This window comes from Sphingobacteriales bacterium (assembly GCA_016700115.1).
Classification (GTDB): Bacteria; Bacteroidota; Bacteroidia; order Chitinophagales; family UBA2359; genus UBA2359.
Window position 1 is genome coordinate 4220710 of the sequence record CP064999.1, and the last position, 23169, is coordinate 4243878.

The 23169-nt window shown below is 40.9% G+C and carries 20 protein-coding genes; 10 read left to right on the forward strand and 10 right to left on the reverse strand.

All coding sequences use genetic code 11. From position 1 onward, the window contains the following. Positions 1–34: 34 nt before the first annotated feature. The 5 genes from IPM47_15110 to IPM47_15130 all read left to right on the forward strand — a co-directional run bounded on the left by IPM47_15110 (position 35) and on the right by IPM47_15130 (position 8028). A complete protein-coding gene (locus IPM47_15110; protein QQS28186.1) occupies positions 35–1537 on the forward strand; it encodes a DUF1501 domain-containing protein in 1503 nt (500 codons plus the stop codon). A 44-nt stretch (positions 1538–1581) separates the two neighbouring features. Continuing rightward, positions 1582–2640, forward strand: coding sequence for a glycosyltransferase family 2 protein (locus IPM47_15115; GenBank protein QQS28187.1), 1059 nt, complete (start codon positions 1582–1584; stop codon positions 2638–2640). 113 nt (positions 2641–2753) lie between these two features. After that, entirely contained in the window at positions 2754–3476 is a 723-nt protein-coding gene (locus IPM47_15120) for a hypothetical protein (protein QQS28188.1), read from the forward strand. A 653-nt stretch (positions 3477–4129) separates the two neighbouring features. Then, positions 4130–6196, forward strand: a complete 2067-nt coding sequence (locus IPM47_15125) for a DNA/RNA non-specific endonuclease (GenBank protein QQS28189.1) — start codon at positions 4130–4132, stop codon at positions 6194–6196. Between the two features lie 158 nt (positions 6197–6354). Beyond that, positions 6355–8028: a glycosyltransferase family 39 protein gene (locus IPM47_15130; protein QQS28190.1), complete on the forward strand. Its 1674-nt coding sequence runs from the start codon at positions 6355–6357 to the stop codon at positions 8026–8028. Between the two features lie 94 nt (positions 8029–8122). Here the strand turns inward: IPM47_15130 and IPM47_15135 are convergent, their stop codons facing one another. The 5 genes from IPM47_15135 to bcp form a co-directional block, all read right to left on the reverse strand. Beyond that, complete coding sequence (locus IPM47_15135) at positions 8123–8785, reverse strand: carboxypeptidase-like regulatory domain-containing protein (GenBank protein ID QQS28191.1); 663 nt, start codon at positions 8783–8785, stop codon at positions 8123–8125. Positions 8786–8959: 174 nt separating this feature from the next. Next, complete coding sequence (locus IPM47_15140; protein ID QQS28192.1) at positions 8960–9439, reverse strand: redoxin family protein; 480 nt, start codon at positions 9437–9439, stop codon at positions 8960–8962. Between the two features lie 113 nt (positions 9440–9552). Continuing rightward, entirely contained in the window at positions 9553–10464 is a 912-nt protein-coding gene (locus IPM47_15145; protein ID QQS28193.1) for a hypothetical protein, read from the reverse strand. 175 nt (positions 10465–10639) lie between these two features. Then, on the reverse strand, positions 10640–11503 hold the full coding sequence (locus IPM47_15150) for a T9SS type A sorting domain-containing protein (GenBank protein ID QQS28194.1): 864 nt from the start codon (positions 11501–11503) through the stop codon (positions 10640–10642). A gap of 157 nt (positions 11504–11660) precedes the next feature. Continuing rightward, a complete protein-coding gene (bcp, locus tag IPM47_15155) occupies positions 11661–12149 on the reverse strand; it encodes a thioredoxin-dependent thiol peroxidase (GenBank protein QQS28195.1) in 489 nt (162 codons plus the stop codon). Positions 12150–12334: 185 nt separating this feature from the next. Between bcp and IPM47_15160 the strand changes: the two genes are divergently transcribed. From IPM47_15160 to IPM47_15180, 5 genes are all read left to right on the forward strand, one after another. Continuing rightward, positions 12335–13294 (forward strand): hypothetical protein, encoded by a 960-nt coding sequence (locus IPM47_15160; GenBank protein QQS28196.1) that lies wholly within the window; start codon positions 12335–12337, stop codon positions 13292–13294. 10 nt (positions 13295–13304) lie between these two features. Further along, positions 13305–14789: a tetratricopeptide repeat protein gene (locus IPM47_15165; GenBank protein QQS28197.1), complete on the forward strand. Its 1485-nt coding sequence runs from the start codon at positions 13305–13307 to the stop codon at positions 14787–14789. 499 nt (positions 14790–15288) lie between these two features. Continuing rightward, positions 15289–15819 carry an RNA polymerase sigma factor gene (locus IPM47_15170; protein ID QQS28198.1) on the forward strand — a complete coding sequence of 177 codons (531 nt, stop codon included), beginning with the start codon at positions 15289–15291 and terminating at the stop codon, positions 15817–15819. 187 nt (positions 15820–16006) lie between these two features. After that, positions 16007–17251, forward strand: a complete 1245-nt coding sequence (locus IPM47_15175; GenBank protein ID QQS28199.1) for a hypothetical protein — start codon at positions 16007–16009, stop codon at positions 17249–17251. Between the two features lie 12 nt (positions 17252–17263). Continuing rightward, the gene (locus IPM47_15180) at positions 17264–18283 is read left to right on the forward strand and encodes a zinc-binding dehydrogenase (GenBank protein ID QQS28200.1); all 1020 of its coding nucleotides are present in this window, start codon (positions 17264–17266) and stop codon (positions 18281–18283) included. Positions 18284–18323: 40 nt separating this feature from the next. Here IPM47_15180 and surE read toward each other — a convergent pair whose 3' ends face one another. The 5 genes from surE to IPM47_15205 all read right to left on the reverse strand — a co-directional run bounded on the left by surE (position 18324) and on the right by IPM47_15205 (position 22995). Next, complete coding sequence (surE, locus tag IPM47_15185; GenBank protein QQS28201.1) at positions 18324–19100, reverse strand: 5'/3'-nucleotidase SurE; 777 nt, start codon at positions 19098–19100, stop codon at positions 18324–18326. A gap of 106 nt (positions 19101–19206) precedes the next feature. Beyond that, a complete protein-coding gene (locus IPM47_15190) occupies positions 19207–20616 on the reverse strand; it encodes a hypothetical protein (GenBank protein ID QQS28202.1) in 1410 nt (469 codons plus the stop codon). Positions 20617–20689: 73 nt separating this feature from the next. Beyond that, on the reverse strand, positions 20690–21178 hold the full coding sequence (locus tag IPM47_15195; GenBank protein ID QQS28203.1) for a hypothetical protein: 489 nt from the start codon (positions 21176–21178) through the stop codon (positions 20690–20692). A gap of 611 nt (positions 21179–21789) precedes the next feature. After that, complete coding sequence (locus IPM47_15200) at positions 21790–22236, reverse strand: SRPBCC family protein (GenBank protein QQS28204.1); 447 nt, start codon at positions 22234–22236, stop codon at positions 21790–21792. 366 nt (positions 22237–22602) lie between these two features. Then, positions 22603–22995 (reverse strand): VOC family protein, encoded by a 393-nt coding sequence (locus IPM47_15205; GenBank protein QQS28205.1) that lies wholly within the window; start codon positions 22993–22995, stop codon positions 22603–22605. Positions 22996–23169 lie beyond the last annotated feature (174 nt).

Here is a 23169-nt window from a genome sequence, read left to right on the forward strand (position 1 = left end):
AAACCCCTGACTTATTTTAACCATCCATTTATCTATGCAAAGACGTAAATTCCTACAGACATTGGCTCCGGCAATTGTTTTGCCTTCTTTGTTGCAAGGGCTGACAATCAGGGCTTACAGCGCTACTCCATTCATACAGGAACTTTCAGCCCTGCAAACCGATACTGACCGGGTGTTGGTGCTCATTCAGTTAAACGGTGGAAACGATGGACTCAATACCGTAATTCCCTTGGATCAATATGAAAATCTTCAGGCGGCAAGGGGAAATGTTCTGGCAACCGAGGATTCCGTTTTACCCCTTTCAGGAACAACCGCCACCGGTCTGCATCCTGCAATGGAAGGAATGAGGCAGCTCTACGAAGAGGGCAAACTCAGTATAATTCAGGGGGTGGGATATCCCAATTTCAGTTTTTCACATTTCAGGGCAACCGATATTTATGCAACAGGTTCGTCCGGGATTGAAAATCTGGAAACCGGTTGGATAGGGAGATATTTAGAACACGAATTTAACGGGTTTCCGGCAGGTTTTCCAAACCCGGAAATGCCCGATCCGCCCGCCATTCAGCTTGGATTGGGTATTCCTTTGTTGTTTCAGGCTGCCGCTACCAATATGGCAATGACCATCAGCGGCCCCAATGTTTTTAATAACTGGGTAAACGGCGGTGGATCCGGTTTACCGTCAACTCCTGCCGGCATTGAACTGGCATACCTCAGAACTATTGCCCAGCAAACTCAGAGTTATGCTTCACAAATTATTGCCGCGTCAGAAGCGGTAACTTCACAAAATCCCAACTATCCGGAAGCCGGTGTGAATGAATTATCCGATCAGCTCAAATTAGTCGCCCGTTTAATTGCAGGCGGTTTGAAAACCCGGATTTACTTAGTTTCTATCGGGGGGTTTGATACCCACTCCAATCAGATTGGCGGCGGAAGCTCCAATACCGGCACTCATGCCACTTTGCTGGGTAAAGTGTCTGATGCAATTAAAGCTTTCACAGACGACCTGACTTTTCTGAACATTGAAGATCGCGTGTTGGGGATGACTTTTACCGAGTTCGGGCGAAGGGTGAAAGCCAACGCAAGTGCAGGCACTGACCATGGAACCTGTTACCCCATGTTTGTTTTTGGCACAAATTTACAACCCGGTATGGTGGGAGTTAATCCGGTTATCCCTGCTTCCGTAGGGGTCAATTTTAACCTGCCAACACAACACGATTACCGGGCTGTTTACGGTACTTTGCTCAAAGACTGGTTCTGTCTGCCGCAAACTATTGCAAACGACATCATGCTCCATAATTTTACCGCTTTGCCGATTGTAAATGCGCCTTGCTGCATTTCTCCGCAACCTGTCATCACCGGACCTGTTACTGTTTGTCCCGAAAATATCGCCGTTTACTCCATCCCTGAAATAGCAGGCAGTACTTATATATGGACGGTTACCGGTGGAACTATCCTTAGCGGACAAGGAACGAATACTATTCAGGTTCAGTGGGAAAACAATCAGGCCGGCAATGTTCAGGTTTCACAAATACAATAAAAAAATTCAGTCATCCATCAGTTTCATAAACACCCGGACTCATCATGAACAATCTGCCCAAAGTTGCGGTGGTTATCCTGAACTGGAACGGAAAACAATTGCTGGAACAATTCCTGCCGTCTGTCCTGTCCTCGGATTATGAAAACCTCGAAATCTATGTGGCAGATAACGCTTCGACCGACGATTCTGTAAAAATGCTGGAGGAAAATTTCAAGATGGTCAAAATTCTGCAACTCCAACAGAATTTTGGATTTGCAGAGGGGTATAATCAGGCATTACAGCAAATTTCTGCTCCTTATTCGGTGTTGTTAAATTCAGATGTCGAAGTAAGCCCCGGTTGGTTAACCCCGATTATCCGGTTGATGGAAAAAGACCCGTCAGTTGCGGCATGTCAGCCTAAAATTCTGGCTTATCACCAAAAAACCCATTTTGAATATGCAGGAGCAAGCGGCGGCTGGTTGGATATGCTGGGATATGCCTTTTGCAGGGGACGTTTTTTTGATCAGTGCGAAGAAGATTCTGGTCAATATAATTCCACTGAGGAAATATTTTGGGCATCCGGCTGCGCTTTGTTTATCCGTACACCGTTGTTTTACAAAATTGGAGGATTTGACCGTCATTTTTTTGCCCACATGGAAGAAATTGATCTGTGCTGGCGATTAAAAAGGAGTGGTTATCGCATCATGGTTTGCCCGGATTCTGTGGTCTATCATGTCGGCGGGGGAAGTTTACCCAAAAGCAATCCGAGAAAAACGTTTCTCAACTATCACAACAATTTAGTCATGTTGTTTAAAAATCTTCCTGTTTTAACCCTGTTATGGCTCCTGCCTTTCAGGATGTTGCTCGATTGGATTTCCTGTTTTAAACTGATTGCAGAAAGAAAATTCCGGGATGCCCGGGCAATCCTTAAAGCGCAGTTTTACTTCCTGAAAGGAATAAGGATCTGGTATCGGAACAGAAAACAAACCGGTAAAACAGTATCAAACAATCTGCAGCCGCAGGTGAAAAACTTCAAGAACCTGACCGGATTATATCGCGGAAGTATCATCGTCAGGCATTTTTTGTTAGGCGTTAACAAATTCAGTGCCCTTAAAAAAGGGTAAAACGTTAAATTTTTAAGTTTTGCAAAAAAAAAAATGATACCAAAAGATGCAAAATTGTAAAAAGAGTTTTAGATTTGTAAACAATAAACAATTCATCAAAAAACCCAACTAATATGCCTCCACGGGAATGGATTTTTTCCACCAATACTTTTTTATCAAACACAAAGGGCACCTACCGGAAATCCCTCAGGCTGTTTACCGATACGCACGCAAAACTGTATGAAGAAGTTGCCGATGCAGACATCGCCGTCATGTATGGCGAGTTAGACCCGGTTTTCCAGAGCTTCGTAATAACCTATAACAGTTGGGGGGCGGTCAAAGGTACCTATCACGGAAAAACAGTCGGTTTGGAAGAAATTTTGATTCAAAATATGCCGCGCGAAGTCAGAAAATGGGAAGGTGCCGTTCGTGCAGTTTTTGTCGAAGACAGCCCCACAGAAGTAGAAATATTTCCAAACAAACGAAACCCTTTCCTGAATGGAACTTATGAAGACCGGATTTCTGCCGTTGGTGCTTTGGCTTCAAAATTGCTCGAATATCCCGCCCTTGCAGCTACTCAACTTGTCGTTCAAAGTTATTACAATCAGCTTGAAGCCACAAGATTGCTCCAGCAACAAAAAGAAGGTGCGGTAAAAGCGCTTTCTGTCATTTTAGAAAATCAACGCATCATCGTTTGTCAGGTCATGTTTGGCATTCTTGGTTTGTTAATCCATAAATATAAAACTGACCCCAACGATTTAATCCGGTTTTTTGACCTCGAATTGCTGAGAGAAACCGGTGGAAGCGAAGATGAAGAACCCGAAGAAGAGGAACCACCAACGCCTCCAGAAGAATAAATTCAAGTAATTGGTTAATAAATTATAAGTCATTATCGAATCTGACTGCCCTTTTTTCAGGGCAGTTTTTTTTTGCCCTTTTTCCGGGCAAATTGTTGAAGCGGGTAAACTATTCTCCTAAATCTTTGCTCAATTTCCAGGGTTGTAAAATAGCTGCCATCCTGAAATCCATATTTTTATTGTTAATCAAAGTTAAACTTTGAGGCATTTCCATTTTTGGAATCGGTTCAAAGTTAAACTTTAAGGCATTTCCATTTTTGGAATCGGTTCAAAGTTAAACTTTAAGGCATTTCCATTTTCGGAATCGGTTCAAAGTTAAGCTTTGAGGCATTTCCATTTTCGGAATCGGTTCAAAGTTAAACTTTGAGGCATTTCCATTTTCGGAATCGGTTCAAAGTTAAACTTTAAGGCATTTCCATTTTCGGAATCGGTTCAAAGTTAAACTTTAAGGCATTTCCATTTTCGGAATCAATATTTCTATGCCGGATTGATTAAAAAAGTTTTGACAGGTTACCAAAAACCTTTACATTGACAAATAAAAATAATCAGATTTGTGCAGGACAGAACCGCAGGTTTTCCGTAAATGAAACTTGTGGTTCAGTTCAGAAAGCGGTACATTCGGGAATTTGAAACCGGCAATAAAAAGACAGCCCATGAAACTGAAAAAAACAGATTTTATCAAAGCCACCATCGAAAGGAATCGCCCGAAAACCGGCGAGCGGGGATGGAATGACCACCAAACGCCAACCCCTGAACCTGAAACAGACGAGCGGCGGATTTTGCGGTATGAACATTTGGCAGAGCACCGGTTCGAGCCTTTCGATTTGGCAAAAGAGCGGATATTGGGGCATAATGATTTGATGCCGGTCAATTACCTCCTGCACGGATATTTGTCGGCAATTCCGGTTTGCCGCATCCATATCCGCAACGAAGCCGGCGGAAACGAGGGGTTCGGGACGGGTTTTTTAGTTTCTCCCACCCTCCTGCTCACCAATCACCATGTTTTGGAAAGTCCGGACATGGCTGAAAAAAGTTACGCCGAGTTCAATTTTCAGTACCGTTTGGAGGGTATTCCCGCTGCAACGAGCTTATTCAAATTTCAGCCCGGATTGTTTTTTACCACCCATCCCGATTTGGATTTCACCTTGGTTGCCCTGAGTCCCGTTTCCCACAACGACCACCGCCCAATTGCCGATTTTGGGTATTTATACCTCAACGAACATACCGGCAAAGCCCTTGTTTCCGAATATCTTTCGATTATTCAGCATCCGGGCGGCGGTTATAAACAGATAGCCATGCGCGAAAACCGGCTGCTGACCTCCCCTCCCGGCAGCCATTTTATCACCTATTCCACCGACACGACTCAAGGCTCGTCAGGGTCTGCGGTGTTTAACGACCAATGGCAGGTGGTGGCGCTCCATCACAGCGGCGTTCCCAGAATGGATTCTGCCGGCAACTATTTGTGCAAGGACGGGACTGTCTGGAAACCCGGCATGGAAGAAAACCTGTTAGACTGGCTGTCGAATGAAGGGGTGCGCATCAGCTCGGTTCTGGATTGGATAAAAACTAACCACGCCGGCAACGCACTGATTGATGAAATGCTGGAACAACTGCCGTTTCCGGCACAAAACTACCTGCCTCAGTTGCAGGTAAATGCACTGCAAAACATCCCAAACCCTTATGTGAATCTAACGCCTGCTTCGATTCAGTCTTTGTTTAACCAACAAAAAATTACCCTTCCAGTCGAGCTGACCATCCATTTCAAAACGCCCGAAACCAAGACCGGAAAGGAGGAAAACGAGCATGCCGCTACTGAAGACGGGGCGGAAAATGACCCCAGATTTGAGGTGAAAAAATCCAAAAAACCGGATTATTCCAACCGGAACGGCTACGATTCGGCATTTCTGCCCCACGAAAATTTCTGCATCGAAACCGAACTTCTGACCGACGGGCTTCAAGACCTCTTAGCCCCCCTGTTAAATCCCCTGCCCGGAAACCGGTACCGCTTGGATTATACCAATTTTTCGGTCTATATTCACAAACACCGGAAATTATGCCTGATGACGGCGGTCAACATAGACGGCAACCTGACGGTCGAAATTACCCGCGAAAACACCCCCTGGATTTTAGACCCGCGAATGTCAAAAATTTATCAGACCGGCCCCGCCGTTTATGCCAAAAATGACCTCGACCGCGGCCATTTGGTCAAGCGGCTCGACCCCGTTTGGGGAACGGAAGCGGAACTTGCCAACGACGACACCTTTCATTTCACCAACTCCGCTCCGCAGCATAAAAACCTGAACCAAAAAACCTGGCTCAGCCTCGAAAATTATATCTTTAAAAACGCCCTCTTGTTCGGGTTAAAAATTTCTGTATTTACCGGCCCCGTCTTTGGTCAGGACGATATCCCCTATCGCGGCGTTTTGCTCCCGCTTCAGTTCTGGAAAGTGGTCGCCATGATAAAAACAGACGGAACCCCCTCAGTTAGCGGATATCTGCTCAAACAACCGGATGAAATTGACGATTTCAGAACCACCGAAGGCATCAGCGACAGCGGTTTCGGGCAGTTTAAAACCTATCAGGTATCGCTGAAAACCATTGCCGGCCTGACCCAAATCCCGTTCGACCGGTTCAGTCAGTACGACCCCATGGCAACTCCCCAAGCCGAAGAAAGTGTTCAACTGCTTGAAATATTGGATGCGGACGACCTCCGGCTTTAGCAAATCAGGGATTGTATCCCCTGCGCCGGTTTTGAAATATCGTTTTTTTCTTAAAAAAAACCGCTGCCTGTTCCGGTCTTGTGGATTTTGGAACGGCCCGGAATTAGGAATTTTGGCGAAATAGGTAAATATTTGCATAAAAAACAACGCCTCAGCCTATGCCGGAACCCATAGCAACCACGCTCCCACCCTTTTCAAAAACCGACCGGTGGCTGATTGCCGCAATTTGCATCCTGCTGCTCATTGCCCTGACCTCCCATCTCCACGTCCTGCCCCTGCGCGCCGAAGAACCGCGCCGGGCATTGGTAGCCCTCGAAATGGAGCTTTCCGGCAACTATATTGCGCCCACCATCAACGGTGTTTTTTATTACAACAAGCCGCCGGTTTACAATTGGTTCTTAGTGTTGCTCTACAAAATAACGGGTTCTTACGACGAATGGGTGGTAAGACTGCCGGGGGTCATTTCCCTGATTGCACTCGGTTTGTTCCATTTTTTTGCCACAAAACGGCATACCGACCCGCAAACCGCCCTGCTTTCGGCCTTGTTTTTGGTAACAAGTGCCGATATTCTGTTCTATTTCTCGCTGCTTGGTGAAATTGATTTGTTCTACACCCTCTTGGTCTATCTGCAAATCATCGCCATATTCCATTTTTACCAAACTAAACAATACGGGCTGCTTTTTGCCGTCTCTTATTTTTTTGCCGGCATCGGGCTGCTCACCAAAGGGTTGCCCTCCCTTTTGTTTCAGGGGTTAACCGGGCTGGGGTTGGTTATTTCCGAAAAAAACCCGCGCCTCCTGTTCAGACCGCAGCATCTCGCCGGCATCCTGATTTTTCTGCTCACCACCGGTTTGTACTTCTATCAGTACAGCAAATACAACGATGTAGGGTTATATTTTGCAAAACTCCTGAGCGAATCCACCGAACGAACCATGATGGAAAAAAGTTTTTTCCAACAAATCCAGCATCTGTTTTGGTTTCCGGTCATGTTCCTCAAAATTCTTGCGCCCTATATCCTGTTTCTGCCCCTTGTTTTTCACAAAAGCATGAGGCAGGCGGTACTTTCTCAGCCCCTTCTGAAATTTTCCCTGATGTTCATCGTCGCCAATATCTGGATTTACTGGCTCTCTCCCGGCACCAAAGACCGGTATTTATACATGTTTTTGCCTTTTTGTTGCACCATTTTAGCCTTTTCGTGGAATAATTTTCCCCAAGCCATGCCGGTTTTTCGAAACCTCTCCACAAAAATCATTGGGGCAATTTTAATTCTCCTGAGCCTCGCATCGCTTGCCACCGCCTTTTTACCGCAAACCAAAGAGGTACGGTATATTTACCTGCTCGCTCCGGTTTTTGGCGGCCTGTTCGCAGCCCTGTTTTGGGCATGGAAAAAAAACAAAACTTCACCGGTTCTGCTGCTGATATTAGCCGTTGTTTTATTGCGGATAGAATTTAACATCACCATCATTCCCATCCAACTGCCCGAGTTCAGAGAAAATGCCGTCCTGCCCGATTTGGAAAAAATCATGGCCATCACCAACCGCCAACCCGTCTGTTTGGCCGGCCGCGAGCAAACCCTGCATGTCGAAACTTTCGGAATTGGCGGCAGCCCCTTAGTTGCTGCCGACCTGATGCAACCTCCGGTCATGCTGTTCCGAATTTCCTATTATTTAGCCAAAGAAACCGGTCAGATTATGGAATTTCACCCCACCCCTCAGAGCGGCAGGTATTATCTGGCAGAAAAATCGTTTGCCGAAACCATATCCGCCAACCCCCTGCACGAATTTTTTGAACCCCGCAATAAAATCAACTATGTGCTGTTCAAAGCGGAGTAGGTGGGAAATAAAAAAACCCCTTTGCCGTAAAATTGCAAAGGGTCTTTTTGGGGTCAGCTTTGAAAAAGAAAAGCGCGGTCTGAACGGAAAAACCTCAATCGTCCCCTTCCTTATATTTTTTCTTAAAGTCTCCCCGTTTAAGGGCTTTAAAAAATTCTGCCCAAGCAAACACATCAAAAATACGCATGTGCTGAGTTTGTCCGGCAGAGTAAAGGCTCTGCGAATACCGGCGCATCTGATAGTCGAAATTTTCCATTCCGTCCATCTTCATCGTATAGGCCAATTGCTGTATCCTTTCGTGGTCGAGGTTTTTTTCCGCCCTCATAATGTCGTCGTCCGGAATATCGAGCGCAAGAAAAGCCTGCTTAAATTCGTGAGGAGTCGGCCAAGGGTAAATCACCGCAGTTGGCAGTAAAATGGTGTCATTTCTCATAAACTGAACCACCGAATAAGTATTATCTGTCAAATCGGCCGGAACCACCAATTTAGCTTTGTCATATCCAACCGCCGAAAACAACACCGTATCCCCTTTATGCACCACAAAAGAAAAGAACCCCTGAATATTTGAAACCGTCCCACGGCGGATAGATTTGTCCCAGATACTGCAATAAGGAATCGGATTTAAACTATCGGCCGACATCACAATGCCCGACAACTGCACCAATTTTTCGTTCCCATACTGAGCAAATGCTTTCGGGCTGCCCACCGTCAGGGCCATCAAACAGCAAAAAAGAAGGATGGGGTATTTAAAAGACATAGTTCCGAGCAGATTTACCGGAATAACGCAAAAAACGGAACTTTAGTTGTGTTTTACCGCTTATGTTTGCCCAAATTCTGGAATGTATGAACCTACAGTACGGTAAACAAAAAAAAAGCCCCGCCAATTGAGATTAGCGGAGCTGAAAAAACTTTAATAGTTAAAGGACAAAAGTTAGTTGATATGTTGATAAATATTGACTGCCTCCTGTTCGATAAATTTGCCGATCAGGTTTTTATTCCGGTCATAGAGGTAAAATGTCGGAGTTTCTACGGCATCGGGGAAGTAGGTAAATATTTTTAGATTGGGGTCATGAAGAAAAATCACCTTTTTATAACCTTCGAAATACTTTTTCTGAAACCCGGCTATTGATTTCGGGTCGCCAAACGAAACCCAGACCATGTTCACGTTTTTCAGTTTTTCCATATTCTCTTTGATTTGTGCCGCCTGTTCGTTGCAATGATCGCAATCGGGGTCAAAATAACCGACCAACAGATAGTTTTCAAATTTTACCTGATCGGAGGTAAACACATTGCCGTTGAGGTCAAAAAAAGAAAAGAAAGGAAGTTTTTTGGCAGCAGGAGTTTGTGCTTGTGCCTGAAAGGCTGAAAACAGGGCGAAAAGCAGGATTAGGGTTGTTTGTATTTTTTTCATGGTAAAAATTTTTTTTTAAAAACCGCCATTTGACTTTTCCATAGGGTTAAAGTTTAACCGGGGGATCAAAAAATGTTAAAAATGGGGTAAAAGGTTGATAGAATCAAATCAGGTTAAAAACGGATGAGCCGCGAAATATTGAAACCAAGCCGGAATTCTCCGTCCAACCAGTTTCTCGACGTATTCGGGATATATTGGTTTTCGATGATTCCGGGTGAATTTGAAAAATTGATATGAAAAACATGGCCGGCAGTTTTGATTTCAAAACCGATGCCCAAAGGCGGAAAATATTTCAGGTCATCGTCTCCTGCATCCTGATTGTTCTGTATTCTGTATTGGGAAAAATACTGGTAGTAATCCAAAATAATGGCATATTTATGGTTAATCGCAATGCGCGAGCCAACGCCCAACGAAAACAGCAGGTTTTCATCCCCAAATTTGACAAAGTTGCGGTATAACAAATTGGGCATGACCTGAAGCGAAAAATGATTCCCGAATTTGCGGGCAATCATCAGTTGAACATCATAACTCATCCGGTGAGCAAATTTTTTAAATGCCGTTTCACTTTCCTGATTCACCGTTTCGGCTTTCATGGTCGAAACCACCGCATTGGCAAACAAACCGACCGTAACGGGAATATGATTGTCGGAAGTTTGTTGTAAAAACCGGTATTTTACCATCCCGTCTATCAGGTTGCGGGGTCCCAAAGCCCCCTTGCTCCGCCCGATACCAACGGTAAGCTCATCGGTAATGCCAAATTCAAAAGCAAGTCTTATGTCGGTAACATTATCTAAACCAAACAGGTTTTTGATTCCTCCCCGCTCGCCGATAAGGTCATTAAACCGGTGTGTAATTCTCACATCGAGGGCTTTTTTGGGAACGGTCTCCACCGTCTGAGCATTGATGAGGCGCGTAGAATAAAAGGTATTGCTCACTTTGTCGGACACCTCCTGCGCAGTAATGCCGGAAGTAAAACATCCAAAAACGAACAGGGACAATATCAGATTGTAAACAGGCTTTACCATACAAAATCCGGTTTTAGAATACGAAGGTAGTTAAAACTTTAAAACCAAAAACCCCTGCACCATATTGTACAGGGGTTTTTAAGCAGTTCAAAAAAAATCTTTATTCAGAATACAGTTTAAAAAGGGCGATTTTTTAACATCAGGTTAGCCAAAAAAAATTGCCGGTAAAAGCGGATTACTGAATCCAAACTTTCTGAGTTTGTAAAGCCCCGTTGTCGGTTTGCAGGCTGATCAGATACATCCCTTCGGGGAAAAGTTCTTTGTTCAGCGTCAGTTGTTGCTGATGATGCCCTGCGGTTTTTTCGCCGTCAAACAGAGTTTCGAGCAACTGCCCTTTCAGGTCATAAAGTGCAATTTTTACCTGAACATTGCCGGACAAGATATATTGTACGCCAACCGTATTTTCGGTAATCGGATTGGGAAATGCGCTGAAATGATGATTGGGTTGGGCAGCATCCTCAATACCTACCGATAAACCGTTGATAGTCAGGGTTTTGGTATAAATCAAATCGCCCGATTCAGCCCCGTTTCCATTGGCGGAATTACCGGCTGCATAAAAGGTAATCGCCCCAACGTTTGAAGAAGGCGCAGTCCACTGGAAAGTATAGTTACCCGAATTTGGGTTAGGAATATTTTTGTGGAAAATATACTGCCGCGATGACTGAGAAGCAGTACCGGTAAAATTGGGAGTATTGCCGATAAAAGTACCGACGCTTTGGTTAGAGCTGTTGAGCGCAACCATTTCAAAACCATACCGGATGCCCGAACCGCCTCCGTTGTTCACGGTAAGTCCGATGACATAAGTCGAATCGGGATAATAAAACAACCCCGAACCCGCTCCTGCAAAAAAGATATTGACCGAACCCGGACCGGTATTCGGTGCGCCGCCATGACAACCAACGCCGGCACAGGTCAACTCTCCCGGTGCGCCTGTTCTGCCCAAAGGAGGCTGTGCGCTGTTCGTATGTACGTATTGATTGTTCCAGAAAGAAAGGCCAAGAAAGAAAACAAGGGTAAGTAGTAGAATTTTTTTAGTCATTGTTGAAAAGAGGTTTATGAATGATAATTAATATAAAGCAAACATACTGCGAAAAAAAGACTTCCTGACTATTAAAAGGCAGTTAAGGTTTCTTGAGTCGTAAATCGGACAAAGACGGCTGCAAAATAAGCAACCTTAACGACAACTTAACCATATTTTAATCCACAACTTTGGTCTGTAACTCTTCCAAAACTGCTAAAATCTGCATTGCATGGGTTTTGGTCTTTACTTTGGAAATAATTTTCCGGATAATTCCCGAAGGGTCAATGACAAATGTAGTCCGGTAAATTCCGGTAATCATTTTACCAAAAAACAACTTCTCCCCGTAAACTTTGTAGGCTAAGGCAATTGTTTTGTCTTCATCCGCAATCAGCGTATAAGGCAGTTGATATTTGTTCGAAAATTTGAAATGTGATTTTACGGTATCGGGACTGATACCGAGCATGACGACTCCCTTTTTCTTAAACTCCCGATAATGATCGCGGATATTACAAGCCTGAGCCGTACAACTTTCCGAATTGTCCTGAGAGTAAAAAAACAAAACTACCGTTTTCCCCAAAAAATCGGATAAACTGACCAATTTACCCTGTTGATTTGCGGCAGTAAATTTAGGAGCAGGCGTATTTTCTTCTAAGGTGGTGGTCATAAAAAACAATTTCAGGACAAGAAAATCCGGTTTTCAAACAGAGCAATCCGGTTTTTGTTCAAAAAAGGGAGGATTCTAAGGTATTTAAAAACATACCGAACCTTTAAAGAGGGTATTTCTCGTGGTAAATCTTTAAATATATATGATCATCCCCTAACTTTGCAACCAAAATAATCTTTTCGTGCATGAGGAGTTTGACAAGTGCCATTTTATTCGTGATGTTGCTGTTTGTTTTCAGCAAAATGCAAGCACAAAAACCTACAGTCCGATTAACCCCCGACAAAACCCAAATCATGATTGGGGATGCCCTGAACATAAACATAGAAGTTATCTGCAATCCTGATATTCAGATTGTTTGGCCGTTTAAGGCAGATAGTCTTGGAAAATTTGAAATCACGGAGATGGCATTGCCCGATACAACGACTATGGAGAACGGGCAGTTAAAAATCACTCAAAAGCTGACTGTAACGGCTTTCGAAGCAGATACTATGGTAATACCTACTCAAACGTTCAGCTATCGAAACAAACAATCCGGCAGCGGAGGAGTTTTGCGCACGGATATGCAAACCATCTTAGTCACAGAACCCGAAATTAACCCGGAAAGCGACATAAAAGATATTGCACCAATTCTGGAACTTCCAAAGAGTTTTTGGGAAAAGATACTTCCTTATTTATTGGCAATATTGGGAATTGGGTTGATCCTGCTTCTTTGGTTTTGGTATCAAAAAAGCAAAAAGAAACCGCGATTTGAAGAAAAACCGCTTCCTCCTCCCCCACCACCTCATGTAGTAGCTTTAAAAAGATTGCAGGAGTTGGATAAAGCAAAATATTGGCAGCAAGGGCAGGAAAAACAATATTACAGCGAGCTGACCGATGTTTTACGGGAATATATCGAAAACCGGTATCAAATTCAGGCCTTAGAACTAACCACCGATGAAACTATCCGCGCACTCAAAAAAATTTCCATTGAAAAAAACGCACTGTTTCAGTTAAATCAACTGATGCAGTTAGCAGATCTGGTAAAGTTTGCAAAAGCTCATCCTACGGTTGACCAACATCTGCAGGCATTATCTGAAGCCGAAACTTTTGTGCGAAAAACCAAACCGGTCGAAGAAATCACCGAAACTCAAGCACCAACTCTTTAAACCCTCCATTTTGCCAAATCTCCGGTTTCTGTTCTTTCTCTGCCTGTTTGTTTTATTGGCGTTCAACGCTGTTTTTGCAGGTTCATTCGACATGAACAAGCAATGCAAAGAGGCTTACCGGGCAATCATGAGTTTGCAGCTAAAAGAAGCAAAGAAACTGATTGCTTCAGAAAAATTGTCAAACCCCGGTAATCAAATTACGCTGTTGCTGGAAAATTATGCCGATGTCATCACGGTTTTTATCAACGAAGAAACAGAAGAATTTAACCGTCTCGAGGCATATAAAAACCAACGGTTAGCCATTCTGTCAAAATCTGATAAAAACTCGCCCTATTATCTATATTCTCAGGCAGAAATCAACCTTCAATGGGCTTTGGTCAGGTTAAAGTTCGAGCAATATTTCAAAGCATTTATGGAGGTGCAAAAAGCCTATAAACTGCTGATCGAAAATCAACAGCGCTTCCCTGATTTTTATCCTAATTTAAAATCTTTGGGTGCAATTCATGCCTTTATAGGTACCATTCCCGACCAATACAGATGGGGGGTAAAGCTGATTGGAATGGAGGGAAATTTAAAGCAGGGAATGAATGAAATAGCCATATTTTTAGCTCAGGGGTTACAAAAAGAGCAGTTGTTCAGAGAAGAAGGGTTAATTCTTCAATCTTTTTTACTGCTATATTTAGATGCCAAGCCTGAAAAAGCATGGGAAATTGTCGAAGAACTGCCCAAAAAAAACAATCTCTTCAACTGCTTCGTGGCAGCAAACATCGCCATGAAAACGGGAAGAAATGAAGAAGCCATCCACATTCTTCAACACAAACCCACCGGAGCCGGATATATCAATTTTTTCTATCTCGATTACCTCCTGGGAGTTTGTAAATTAAACCGTTTGGATTCGGATGCCGATATTTATTTGTTCAGTTTTACCTCAAATTTTAAAGGCAGCAATTATCTGAAAGACGCTTACCAAAAAATTGCCTGGGCCAATTTGCTGAAAAGTAAACCGGAAAAATACCGGCAATACATGCAATATGTCAAAGAAAGAGGTAAAGCGCTGATTGACTTAGACAAACAGGCCTTAAAATCGGCTGAAAGCAACGAAGTCCCCGATATAAATTTATTGAAAGCCCGCCTTTTATTTGATGGAGGCTATTACCAAAAAGCATTGCAAACTTTGCAGAATTTTCTGCTTCAGAGCTATTCTGCGCTTCCGCTTCAATTAGAATACACTTACAGAAAGGCACGGATTTTTGATGGATTAAAACAATATGACAATGCAATTGCTTTTTATTCTCAAACTATTTTGCTGAGTAAAGATTCTCCTTATTATTTTGCACCCAAGTCCTGTCTTGAATTAGGAAAATTGTATGAACAATCAGGCAACAAACAAAACGCCGCTTTATATTACCGGAAAGCTATGGAATACAAAAACCACGAATACCAAAACAGCATCGAACAACAGGCAAAAGCCGGTTTGAACCGTTTGAAAAAATAAAAGGTAAAAGAATTTAACCGCATGATTTAGCGGCAAAAATAAACACGGCTATCCAAACCAATCCTTTGAGAAAGAAAAACATAAATCCGGCAAAACCCACCCTTTTTAACCAAACTATCAGCTTAGATTTATCAGGCCTGTTGTTCATATTGTCCATTAATATTCATTCAGTTTAAAAAGTGAGGAGGTAACGGAAATTCTTTGGGATTTTAAAAACAAGAATCATAACTCATAAACAAAGTAGGTTGTTCAGTAGTATCCATAGAAAAAAAACAGGTAAGACACCTGAAATGTCAAAGTTTGCATCTATATTGGCAGGCTCTAAAAGTATATATCATACAATTTGAGTTATATTTAATATCCTACACCAACAAGCGGCAGTTAAATTACCAAAGTTGAATTTATTATTCTTCCAAACTTAAATTTTTTTCAGAAAAACAAATTTGCCTGAATAGAAAATACCCAAACAACCAGGAAAATTATACTAACTATCTGACCGGTGACCGAAAATCAACTCATCATACAATGTATTGAAGGGAATAGAAATGCACAGCGTTTGTTGTATGAGCGTTTTGCGTCCGCTATGTTCGGAGTTTGCCGGCGATACATCCAAAACGAAGCAGATGCAGAGGAGGTTTTGGTAGGTGGTTTTTTTAAAGTATTCTGTCATTTGGAAAACTATAAAGGAATTGGAAGTTTTGAAGGATGGATTAGAAAAATTATGGTAAATGAAGCCTTGTCTTTAATCAGGAAACAAAACACTCAAAAAAATATTACTTATGACGAATTAGACACCACCTATCAGGGCGTTGCAGATGAACAGACGGATTCCAAAATCACCGAAAGCGATATTTTGCAATTATTAACCAAACTGCCAAACGGATACAGAACCATTTTTAACCTGTATGCCATTGAAGGCTATTCGCACGAAGAAATCGCTGCAATGCTTCAGATAAGTGTTAACACCTCAAAATCTCAGGTCCTTAAAGCAAGAAGAATGTTGCAAAAATTTTTGAGTAAAACCGTATAGGCAATGTCATAAGTTTAAGCTGACTGTATTTCAAAATTTACGGAAGAAAAACAGAAAAAGCCATAAACCCCATAAAAGACAAAAACAAACACCCGCTATTTATTGAAAACTATCCTGCAAACCCAAATATTTTACTTTATATACAGCAATAACCGGAAGTTTACCGGCTCGTAAAACAGATTTGACAATGAACTTAGAAGATATTGACCAAATTTTCAGAGATAATCAAAGGCAGTTTGACAAAATGCCGGCCGAAGAGGTATGGCTGAAACTCGAGCACCGTCTGTCTGTTGAACGAAGTCCGGTGGTCAAAACAAAAAATTTGTTTTTTAAAAGAAAAACCTGGCTTTATGTGGCTGCTGCTGCATTGGTCATCCTTTTGGTTTCTCCAATCACCCTCTATCTGCTAAAACAAAATGAATCTGAAAAAACCGGACAAATTGCACTCTTAAATGAACCTGTTGGCAACAATGAAAAGGCGGTTGCAGAAATATCTGCTCATGATTCTATGTATAGTTCAGAGTTAACGAAATCAGAAGAAAATATACAGGCTGCTCAGGAAACTAAATCTTATATCACTAAAAAGTCAATCAGGGATTCTAAATTAAAAAAAGAAGATATAGAGAATGATGAAACAATTGCATCATCTGAAAGCCAACCCCCTTATGGTTCAACACCAATGGCCTCCGCTCCAAATGCTGAAAAAGAGATAACTAAGACAACACAAGATGTTCAATTTGAAGAAAACAGCAAATTGTTTGCAAATGTGGAATCAGAATCGGTGAAGGGAAAAGATCAGGACTATCTCAATTTTTCGAGATATTACAGCCCTTTAGACGATAACACTCAGTCTCTTCGAAAATCAGACAGGCTTGCTTCAGAGCAAATCCCTGCTTCAAAAACCACTCCTTCCGCCAAAAGTGCTGAAAAGGATAAATCTTCCGGTTTGGCTGAAAAAAGGGCAAAACCAAAAACAGTTACAGATAAAACATCAACACCGGCAAAAACTGAGGTCAGCCCGGGCGCGGGCATAACAAACCAAATTGATAATTTAACTCAAATTTCGTGGCTTTGGGGTATATGGACTAAAGTAACTGACGGCATACAAATCTCAGAAACATGGAACAGTAACGGAACAGGAACTATTTCGACCCATCAAAACGATAAAACCGTTTTTTCAGAATCTTCAAGTATAAAATCCACAAACAATACACTAGTATATATCTTAAAACATCCGGAAACCGGAAAAGAAGCCTACTATCCGCTTTCTGGCATTTCTACAGATAAAGATTTAATTTTTGAAAACCGGGAATTACCTTATCCAAACCAGATACGCTATCAATTGATTTCGCCATCCACACTATCGGTTACATTTTCAGATGAAATCAACAGACCCGGATATCAGAATACAATTATCCTTAACAAACAATAAATCTACTTGTTGATGCAAGCAGCAGTTTTGGTCAAAAACGGAAGTTCAAAAAATGCGTTTGAAATTCAAACCTTACCGGATTTACCGATGTGTCGTTCAAATGAGGTTAAAATTGAAGTCAAAGCGTTTGGACTTAATTTTGCGGACGTTACTGCCCGATTGGGCAAATATCCGGATTGCCCTCCATTACCGGCTGTTATCGGTTATGAAGTTGTTGGACATGTTATCGAAACCGGAAGTGAGGTTAAAGATTTGAAACCCGGACAAAGGGTGCTTGCCTTTACGAGATTTGGCGGTTATTCTACACAAGTAATTGCACAGGCAAACGGAGTGGTTGCCATCCCGGATAACATAAGTCATGCAGAAGCGGCAGCTTTAGCCACTCAATATTGCACCGCATATTATGCTGCATGTATCGCCATTAATCTTCAACCATCTGACCGTGTATTGATTCAGGCAGCAGCCGGAGGTGTTGGAATTGCACTAACTCAAATTGCAAAAAAAAACGGATGTTATATTTATGGAACCGCGGGGTCGGATTCAAAATTGGAAGTCTTACGCCAATTGGGCGTAGATGTTCCGGTTAACTATCAAAAGCAGGAGGTGGCAAAGATTATTGCACAGACTTCGCCAAATGGCAAGTTGGATGTAATTTTTGATTCTGTAGGAGGTAGTTTTGTCAGGAAGAGCTTTAAAATGTTAAATTCCGGTGGAAGATTGGTTTGTTATGGAGCTGCCGGATTGTCGGGTGCAAACATGTTTAATACTGCTGTTAAAGCGCTCGAATTTGGTTTTTACCATCCCATACAGTTTATGATGCGCTCTGTCAGTTTGATAGGGGTAAATATGCTTCGAATTGCCGATAATAAACCGGAATTGCTTCAAAAAGCACTCACAAAAGTTGTCAAAGGATATCAGAACGGAGATTTCAAACCAATTACCGGAGGAGTGTTTCCAATTTCAGAACTTGCAAAAGCTCATGATTTGCTTCAAACCCGGCAAACAATCGGCAAAGTGGTAGTAGAATGGTAAAAACCCGGAAAAAATGGTCAGTTTACAAATAATAGAATGACTATTCCATGCCCCAGTTATCCATTATAAATGAGATATCCTGATAAGCCGTCAAATCATGCTGCACGGGAACCACAGAAACAAACCCATTGTCAAGGGCATAAATATCGGTATCTGTTCCATCATCCATACAAACAAATTTTCCGGTTAGCCAATAATAGGTACTCCCCTGCGGGTCTTTCCGCTCGTCAAACTCTTCTTCCCACTTCGCTTTTGCCTGCCGGCAAATCTTAACTCCTTTTATTTCATTTTCAGGCAAATTTGGAATATTGACATTTAATAAATGAAAATTAGGAACCCCTTTTGTAAGCATATTTTGAACAATCATCCTCACAAATTTCTTGGAAGGGTTCATATCTGCTTTAGAACTATAATTCAGAAGTGAAAACCCGATTGCGGGAATTTTTTCCAGCGAAGCTTCCATCGCCGCTGAAAGTGTCCCCGAATAAATGACATTGATTGAAGAATTAGCTCCGTGATTTATACCGGAAACACATAAATCAGGCTTGCGGTGTAATATTTTATCTACTGCCAGTTTCACGCAATCCACAGGAGTACCGGAACAGGCATAAGCGACTACATCTTCAAAAATATCTACTTTCGATAACCTTAAAGGGAAGTGAATGGTAATTGCATGACCCATAGCAGACTGAGGTTTATCGGGTGCAACAACCACAACTGTTCCAAATTCCTGCATCACTTCTACCAAAGCACGAATGCCTCCCGAAGTAATTCCATCATCATTAGTAACCAGAATTATTCTGTCTTTTTTATACATAAACAGTTTTTGAGCAACTAAAACATAACTTCTAAAAAAACAAGGCAAAGATAGCCAAACTGTTTAGAACAGTCTTTTTTTCAAAAATAGATATGCACCTGAAAAATCAATCAAATACCGGAACAATGATACCTTCAGATTCTGAAGGCCAATTGCGGATGTTCAGATTCCGGTTGTTTAAAGTTAAACTGATGGTTGAAGGTTCGGAAGCAGGTAAAAAAACATCAACCCCTGCAAGGAAAGGGGTTAATCCAAAAAGTGTAATAGCCGTATTGTCGGTTGTTTGGTTATTGTTGGCATCATACACAAAAAAAGCAATAGCAGTTTTGGAGGCCGGAGCAAAATTAGCACTCGACAATTCTGTGCTGTTGATAAACAATTCATCTCTACCATTTATAACTGCCTGCGAAGAAGCGAAAACAGCCACAGCCGATTGATTGTCATTTTTAGGCAATCCTCCCAATAAAATACCGGCCAAAGATCCCGGCGGAGGTAAAGTCCGAAGGTAAACATGTGTATTTGTATGTGTAAATCCTTCTCTATAATAATGAACCGGGCGGTCGCCGGCAACTGTACTTTGGATTAAAAATTCATAGGGCGTATTTGGCTTTGGCATAAAATCTCCCCAAAAACCTTTTGAATCTGTAATAAAAGTTGCCTGTGGTTGTTCTGTTATCCTCCAACCTGTTTCAGGATTCACTTCATATACCCTTACAGTTGCTCCTGATAATGGGGCGTTCTCACCTAAAGTAACCGCCTTTCCACCTACTTTAAACCGGTGTTCGCCCAAAATTTCTGAAGTTTGGGGTGATATCCCTCTAAAAAAGGTAAACATCGCTTCAAACGATTCAACACTTGTAGCTACCTGATAATGGTCTGCATCAGTAAGTTTTACATTAGTAGCACCGGATATATCACCTCCTGAAACTACTTCATCTCCTTCAGACCAAATATTTAGCGTAGGAACAGAACCGCTACCGGCAGGTCCTGATTGAACACCACTTCCAATATGTACATAATGAGCAACTTTAGCAGCCCTTGCAGGATTGGACAGATAATTATATCCCAAACTTCCTCCGGCAGAATGGCCTACCAGCTCTACTTTATCAACATTGGTTATATTCAGCACTTCGTCTATAAATTCATCCAAAAGAGCAGCATTATCTATTCCATTGCCAATACTATTCCAGTCAAATGTAAACAAACGATCATTACAATAACCATTTGAAGTAAATCGCATTATTTGAAGTGCATAAGTATCTCCGGATGCCAAAACACCATGTACCATCACCAATGGTAAATAGCTATCGTTACATGGGTTTAAAGGGTTAACTTCGATTGGTTCAAAAGGCAATGTATCTGTGGGATTGATAGCAGTGCCAACCGAATTTTTAAAAATACTTTCGTCATTTTCTTCTTCATCTTTCTTACAGCCCTCTAATACAAAAACTATTACACATAAACACATAAGAATTTTTAACCACCCCGAAATTGCTGAAAAAGACAGATGTTGCATATTTTATTTGATTTGAGTTTTTGCTAAAATACAATAAGTTTCTGCTTGATTATAACAGAACAAAATAACTGAATTAATCGGTGTCTTTCAAAACAATGGTATAAGTTCCAAACCTCTGACCGGTTGCGAATCTGAATTTAAACGGAACCAAAAAAATATTTTCAGGATAAGCATCAAGCAAATCTGCCTGATAAATCCTGAAATCTAATAAATCGGACTTAAAATCTTTATTCGGATCAATATCCGTTAAAAAAGGGCGATATCCGGTCCATTCCTTTTTTTCTGGTTGAAACGCAAAATAATAAAATTCATAAGCTAAACCGACATTCTCATCTATTCCAATAAAATTATGTATTTGTTTGGTTGTTCCGGTCGGAATATAATACCAACCCTCGGAAACCCAGTTGCCTTCTTGCCATTTATCCCCTGTTTTAGGGGTATAATGATAAGCTAATGACAACCAAACAGGCTCAGAGGAATCATTTTTGCAATACACCTGAGCCTCTGTTTTCAAATTAAAAAAAATCAATAAAGCACATGTGGCTAATAAGATATGTTTCATTTTAAATTAAAAATTGAATCTTTATCCTATTCTGAGCAAAAAATTCCTGTTAAATTTGAGGTAAATATCTGCAAATTTTTAATCAGTTACAATCTATTTTGCGTAAAAATCAAAGCACTAACTAAAGAAAAAGAAACCCAATTTTATCGGATAATATTAAGAAAAAGCCATTGTAATAATTACAAAGGCTTTTGAGAACAGGTTTATACATATTACCTATCTGACTAAAGTTATTGCCATATTGCTCAATTCGCTGCATCCTTTGCTGTTAAAGCATCTCAATTGAAGCCATATCTTTGTTGAAGGAGCAATACCTTTTAAGTTGACTTTCGCTTTTACACTTCCGCTATTAGGTCTATGAGAAAGTCGAAGGTTAATTGGAATCGCGGGTAATTGAATAGAAACAGGCTTTCCACCATAAATGTCAATACCGGAACTATGAGAATTGGTTGGTTATTTGAAGAAGTTTCTTCTACATAACTTATTAATAAACGCAATTTATTGATTAGCAAATTGCATTCCCGATGCTTAAATGCTGTACTCCAAAAAAACAATCAGCCTCAAATATACTCAGCCTGTTCATTTAGCCGCCTGTTAAAATCATACAGTTTTCAGTCGTTCTGTTTTTCACATTCTTTCTTTAATAAGTCAAGCCAGGAATTCATCCCCTTTTCAAGATTGTTTTTAAAGGAGTTTTTAAAAAGTTTTACAAGAAAACCTTCCATGCTTTCTTGAACTGTAACGGATGTTAAATCGTCTTTTCTGCTTAACTCAAAATTATGAATAGCAAAAGTACCAAAGGCTTTTCCTGTCCAACCAAAAAGTGAATTAGGCTTTACTGTATGAATGGTTGATAAAATTTTTACGCCACCTGTTTTCCAGTTAAATGTCGTTCCAGGCTTTAAAACTCCATTCAATTTTGGATTTGTAATATCTGTTTGCCATGTGCCCCAGTTGTCAATATTTGTTAATATTGACCATACTTTTTCAACACTGGAATTTATAGTTATTGTCTTGCTGCACTTTACAGGAGCATCTTTGTTGATTTCAATATTCATTATTACTAATGTTTGTTATGAACAAGTATAATTAACTTGTAAAATGCAACAATAATATATAGTGTTCAAATCAGTTTAAAAGAAATAAACACCTGACATACAGCCATTTAAAAAAGCAAATAACTTTTTAATGACCGGTTTTCTTTTAGTTATCTAAATTATCCTATTTAAATTGGATTGTATTTACCAACATCAAATTTCTGTTAAGGCATTTGTTCTAAAAAAGAAAGCTATTAGATTTATTAGAACTAAATTTCGAGTAAGCAGAATAGTAGGATAGATAAAATTTAATCTATCGAATCTTCAGAATTTTGATCATGTAAACGCAATTCTTTCTATGCTCTGTTAAATTTCAAATAATATTGTTTACTTGATTGAATGAAGTCCGATTGTATTGCCTTCAGTATCCATAACAATTGAACAAAAACCATAATCGCCAATTGACATTTTGGGTTGTAAAACCATGCCATTAGCGTTTCCCACTCTGCTTTCTTCAACTGAACAATCTTCACAGGCAAAATAAACCAAAGTTCCACCGGTTCCCGGTTTCATATCTTCCATTTTTACCAATGCTCCGCTGATATTACTTTTACCCTCTGCCCAGGGAAAACTTAACATTTGCATATTGCCCATGCCTTCAGGCATTGGGAGCTGGGTTAGTTGAATTTCAAAAACAGTTTCGTAAAATTTCTGAGCCCTGTTCATGTCTTCTACGTAAATTTCTACCCAGGTAAACGGATTTTTTAGTTCTACAGCCATGTTCTTTTTTTTTAAAATTAACTAAAAATTATTTTAAAGATTAGGGAATCAATTATTTTCTAATCTATGAAAATTAAAAAGATTTCAGGCTACAATATACAATGCACAATTTTCTAATCAACCAATACGGACTAAATTTTTGAATTTTGTCAGATTTATATAGTTTATGGTTTG

Coding starts and splice junctions, on each gene's coding strand:
- IPM47_15110 (QQS28186.1), top strand. CDS start 35: ATGCAAAGACGTAAATTCCTACAGACATTGGCTCCGGCAATTGTTTTG.
- IPM47_15115 (QQS28187.1), top strand. CDS start 1,582: ATGAACAATCTGCCCAAAGTTGCGGTGGTTATCCTGAACTGGAACGGA.
- IPM47_15120 (QQS28188.1), top strand. CDS start 2,754: ATGCCTCCACGGGAATGGATTTTTTCCACCAATACTTTTTTATCAAAC.
- IPM47_15125 (QQS28189.1), top strand. CDS start 4,130: ATGAAACTGAAAAAAACAGATTTTATCAAAGCCACCATCGAAAGGAAT.
- IPM47_15130 (QQS28190.1), top strand. CDS start 6,355: ATGCCGGAACCCATAGCAACCACGCTCCCACCCTTTTCAAAAACCGAC.
- IPM47_15135 (QQS28191.1), bottom strand. CDS start 8,785: ATGTCTTTTAAATACCCCATCCTTCTTTTTTGCTGTTTGATGGCCCTG.
- IPM47_15140 (QQS28192.1), bottom strand. CDS start 9,439: ATGAAAAAAATACAAACAACCCTAATCCTGCTTTTCGCCCTGTTTTCA.
- IPM47_15145 (QQS28193.1), bottom strand. CDS start 10,464: ATGGTAAAGCCTGTTTACAATCTGATATTGTCCCTGTTCGTTTTTGGA.
- IPM47_15150 (QQS28194.1), bottom strand. CDS start 11,503: ATGACTAAAAAAATTCTACTACTTACCCTTGTTTTCTTTCTTGGCCTT.
- bcp (QQS28195.1), bottom strand. CDS start 12,149: ATGACCACCACCTTAGAAGAAAATACGCCTGCTCCTAAATTTACTGCC.
- IPM47_15160 (QQS28196.1), top strand. CDS start 12,335: ATGAGGAGTTTGACAAGTGCCATTTTATTCGTGATGTTGCTGTTTGTT.
- IPM47_15175 (QQS28199.1), top strand. CDS start 16,007: ATGAACTTAGAAGATATTGACCAAATTTTCAGAGATAATCAAAGGCAG.
- IPM47_15180 (QQS28200.1), top strand. CDS start 17,264: ATGCAAGCAGCAGTTTTGGTCAAAAACGGAAGTTCAAAAAATGCGTTT.
- surE (QQS28201.1), bottom strand. CDS start 19,100: ATGTATAAAAAAGACAGAATAATTCTGGTTACTAATGATGATGGAATT.
- IPM47_15190 (QQS28202.1), bottom strand. CDS start 20,616: ATGCAACATCTGTCTTTTTCAGCAATTTCGGGGTGGTTAAAAATTCTT.
- IPM47_15195 (QQS28203.1), bottom strand. CDS start 21,178: ATGAAACATATCTTATTAGCCACATGTGCTTTATTGATTTTTTTTAAT.
- IPM47_15200 (QQS28204.1), bottom strand. CDS start 22,236: ATGAATATTGAAATCAACAAAGATGCTCCTGTAAAGTGCAGCAAGACA.
- IPM47_15205 (QQS28205.1), bottom strand. CDS start 22,995: ATGGCTGTAGAACTAAAAAATCCGTTTACCTGGGTAGAAATTTACGTA.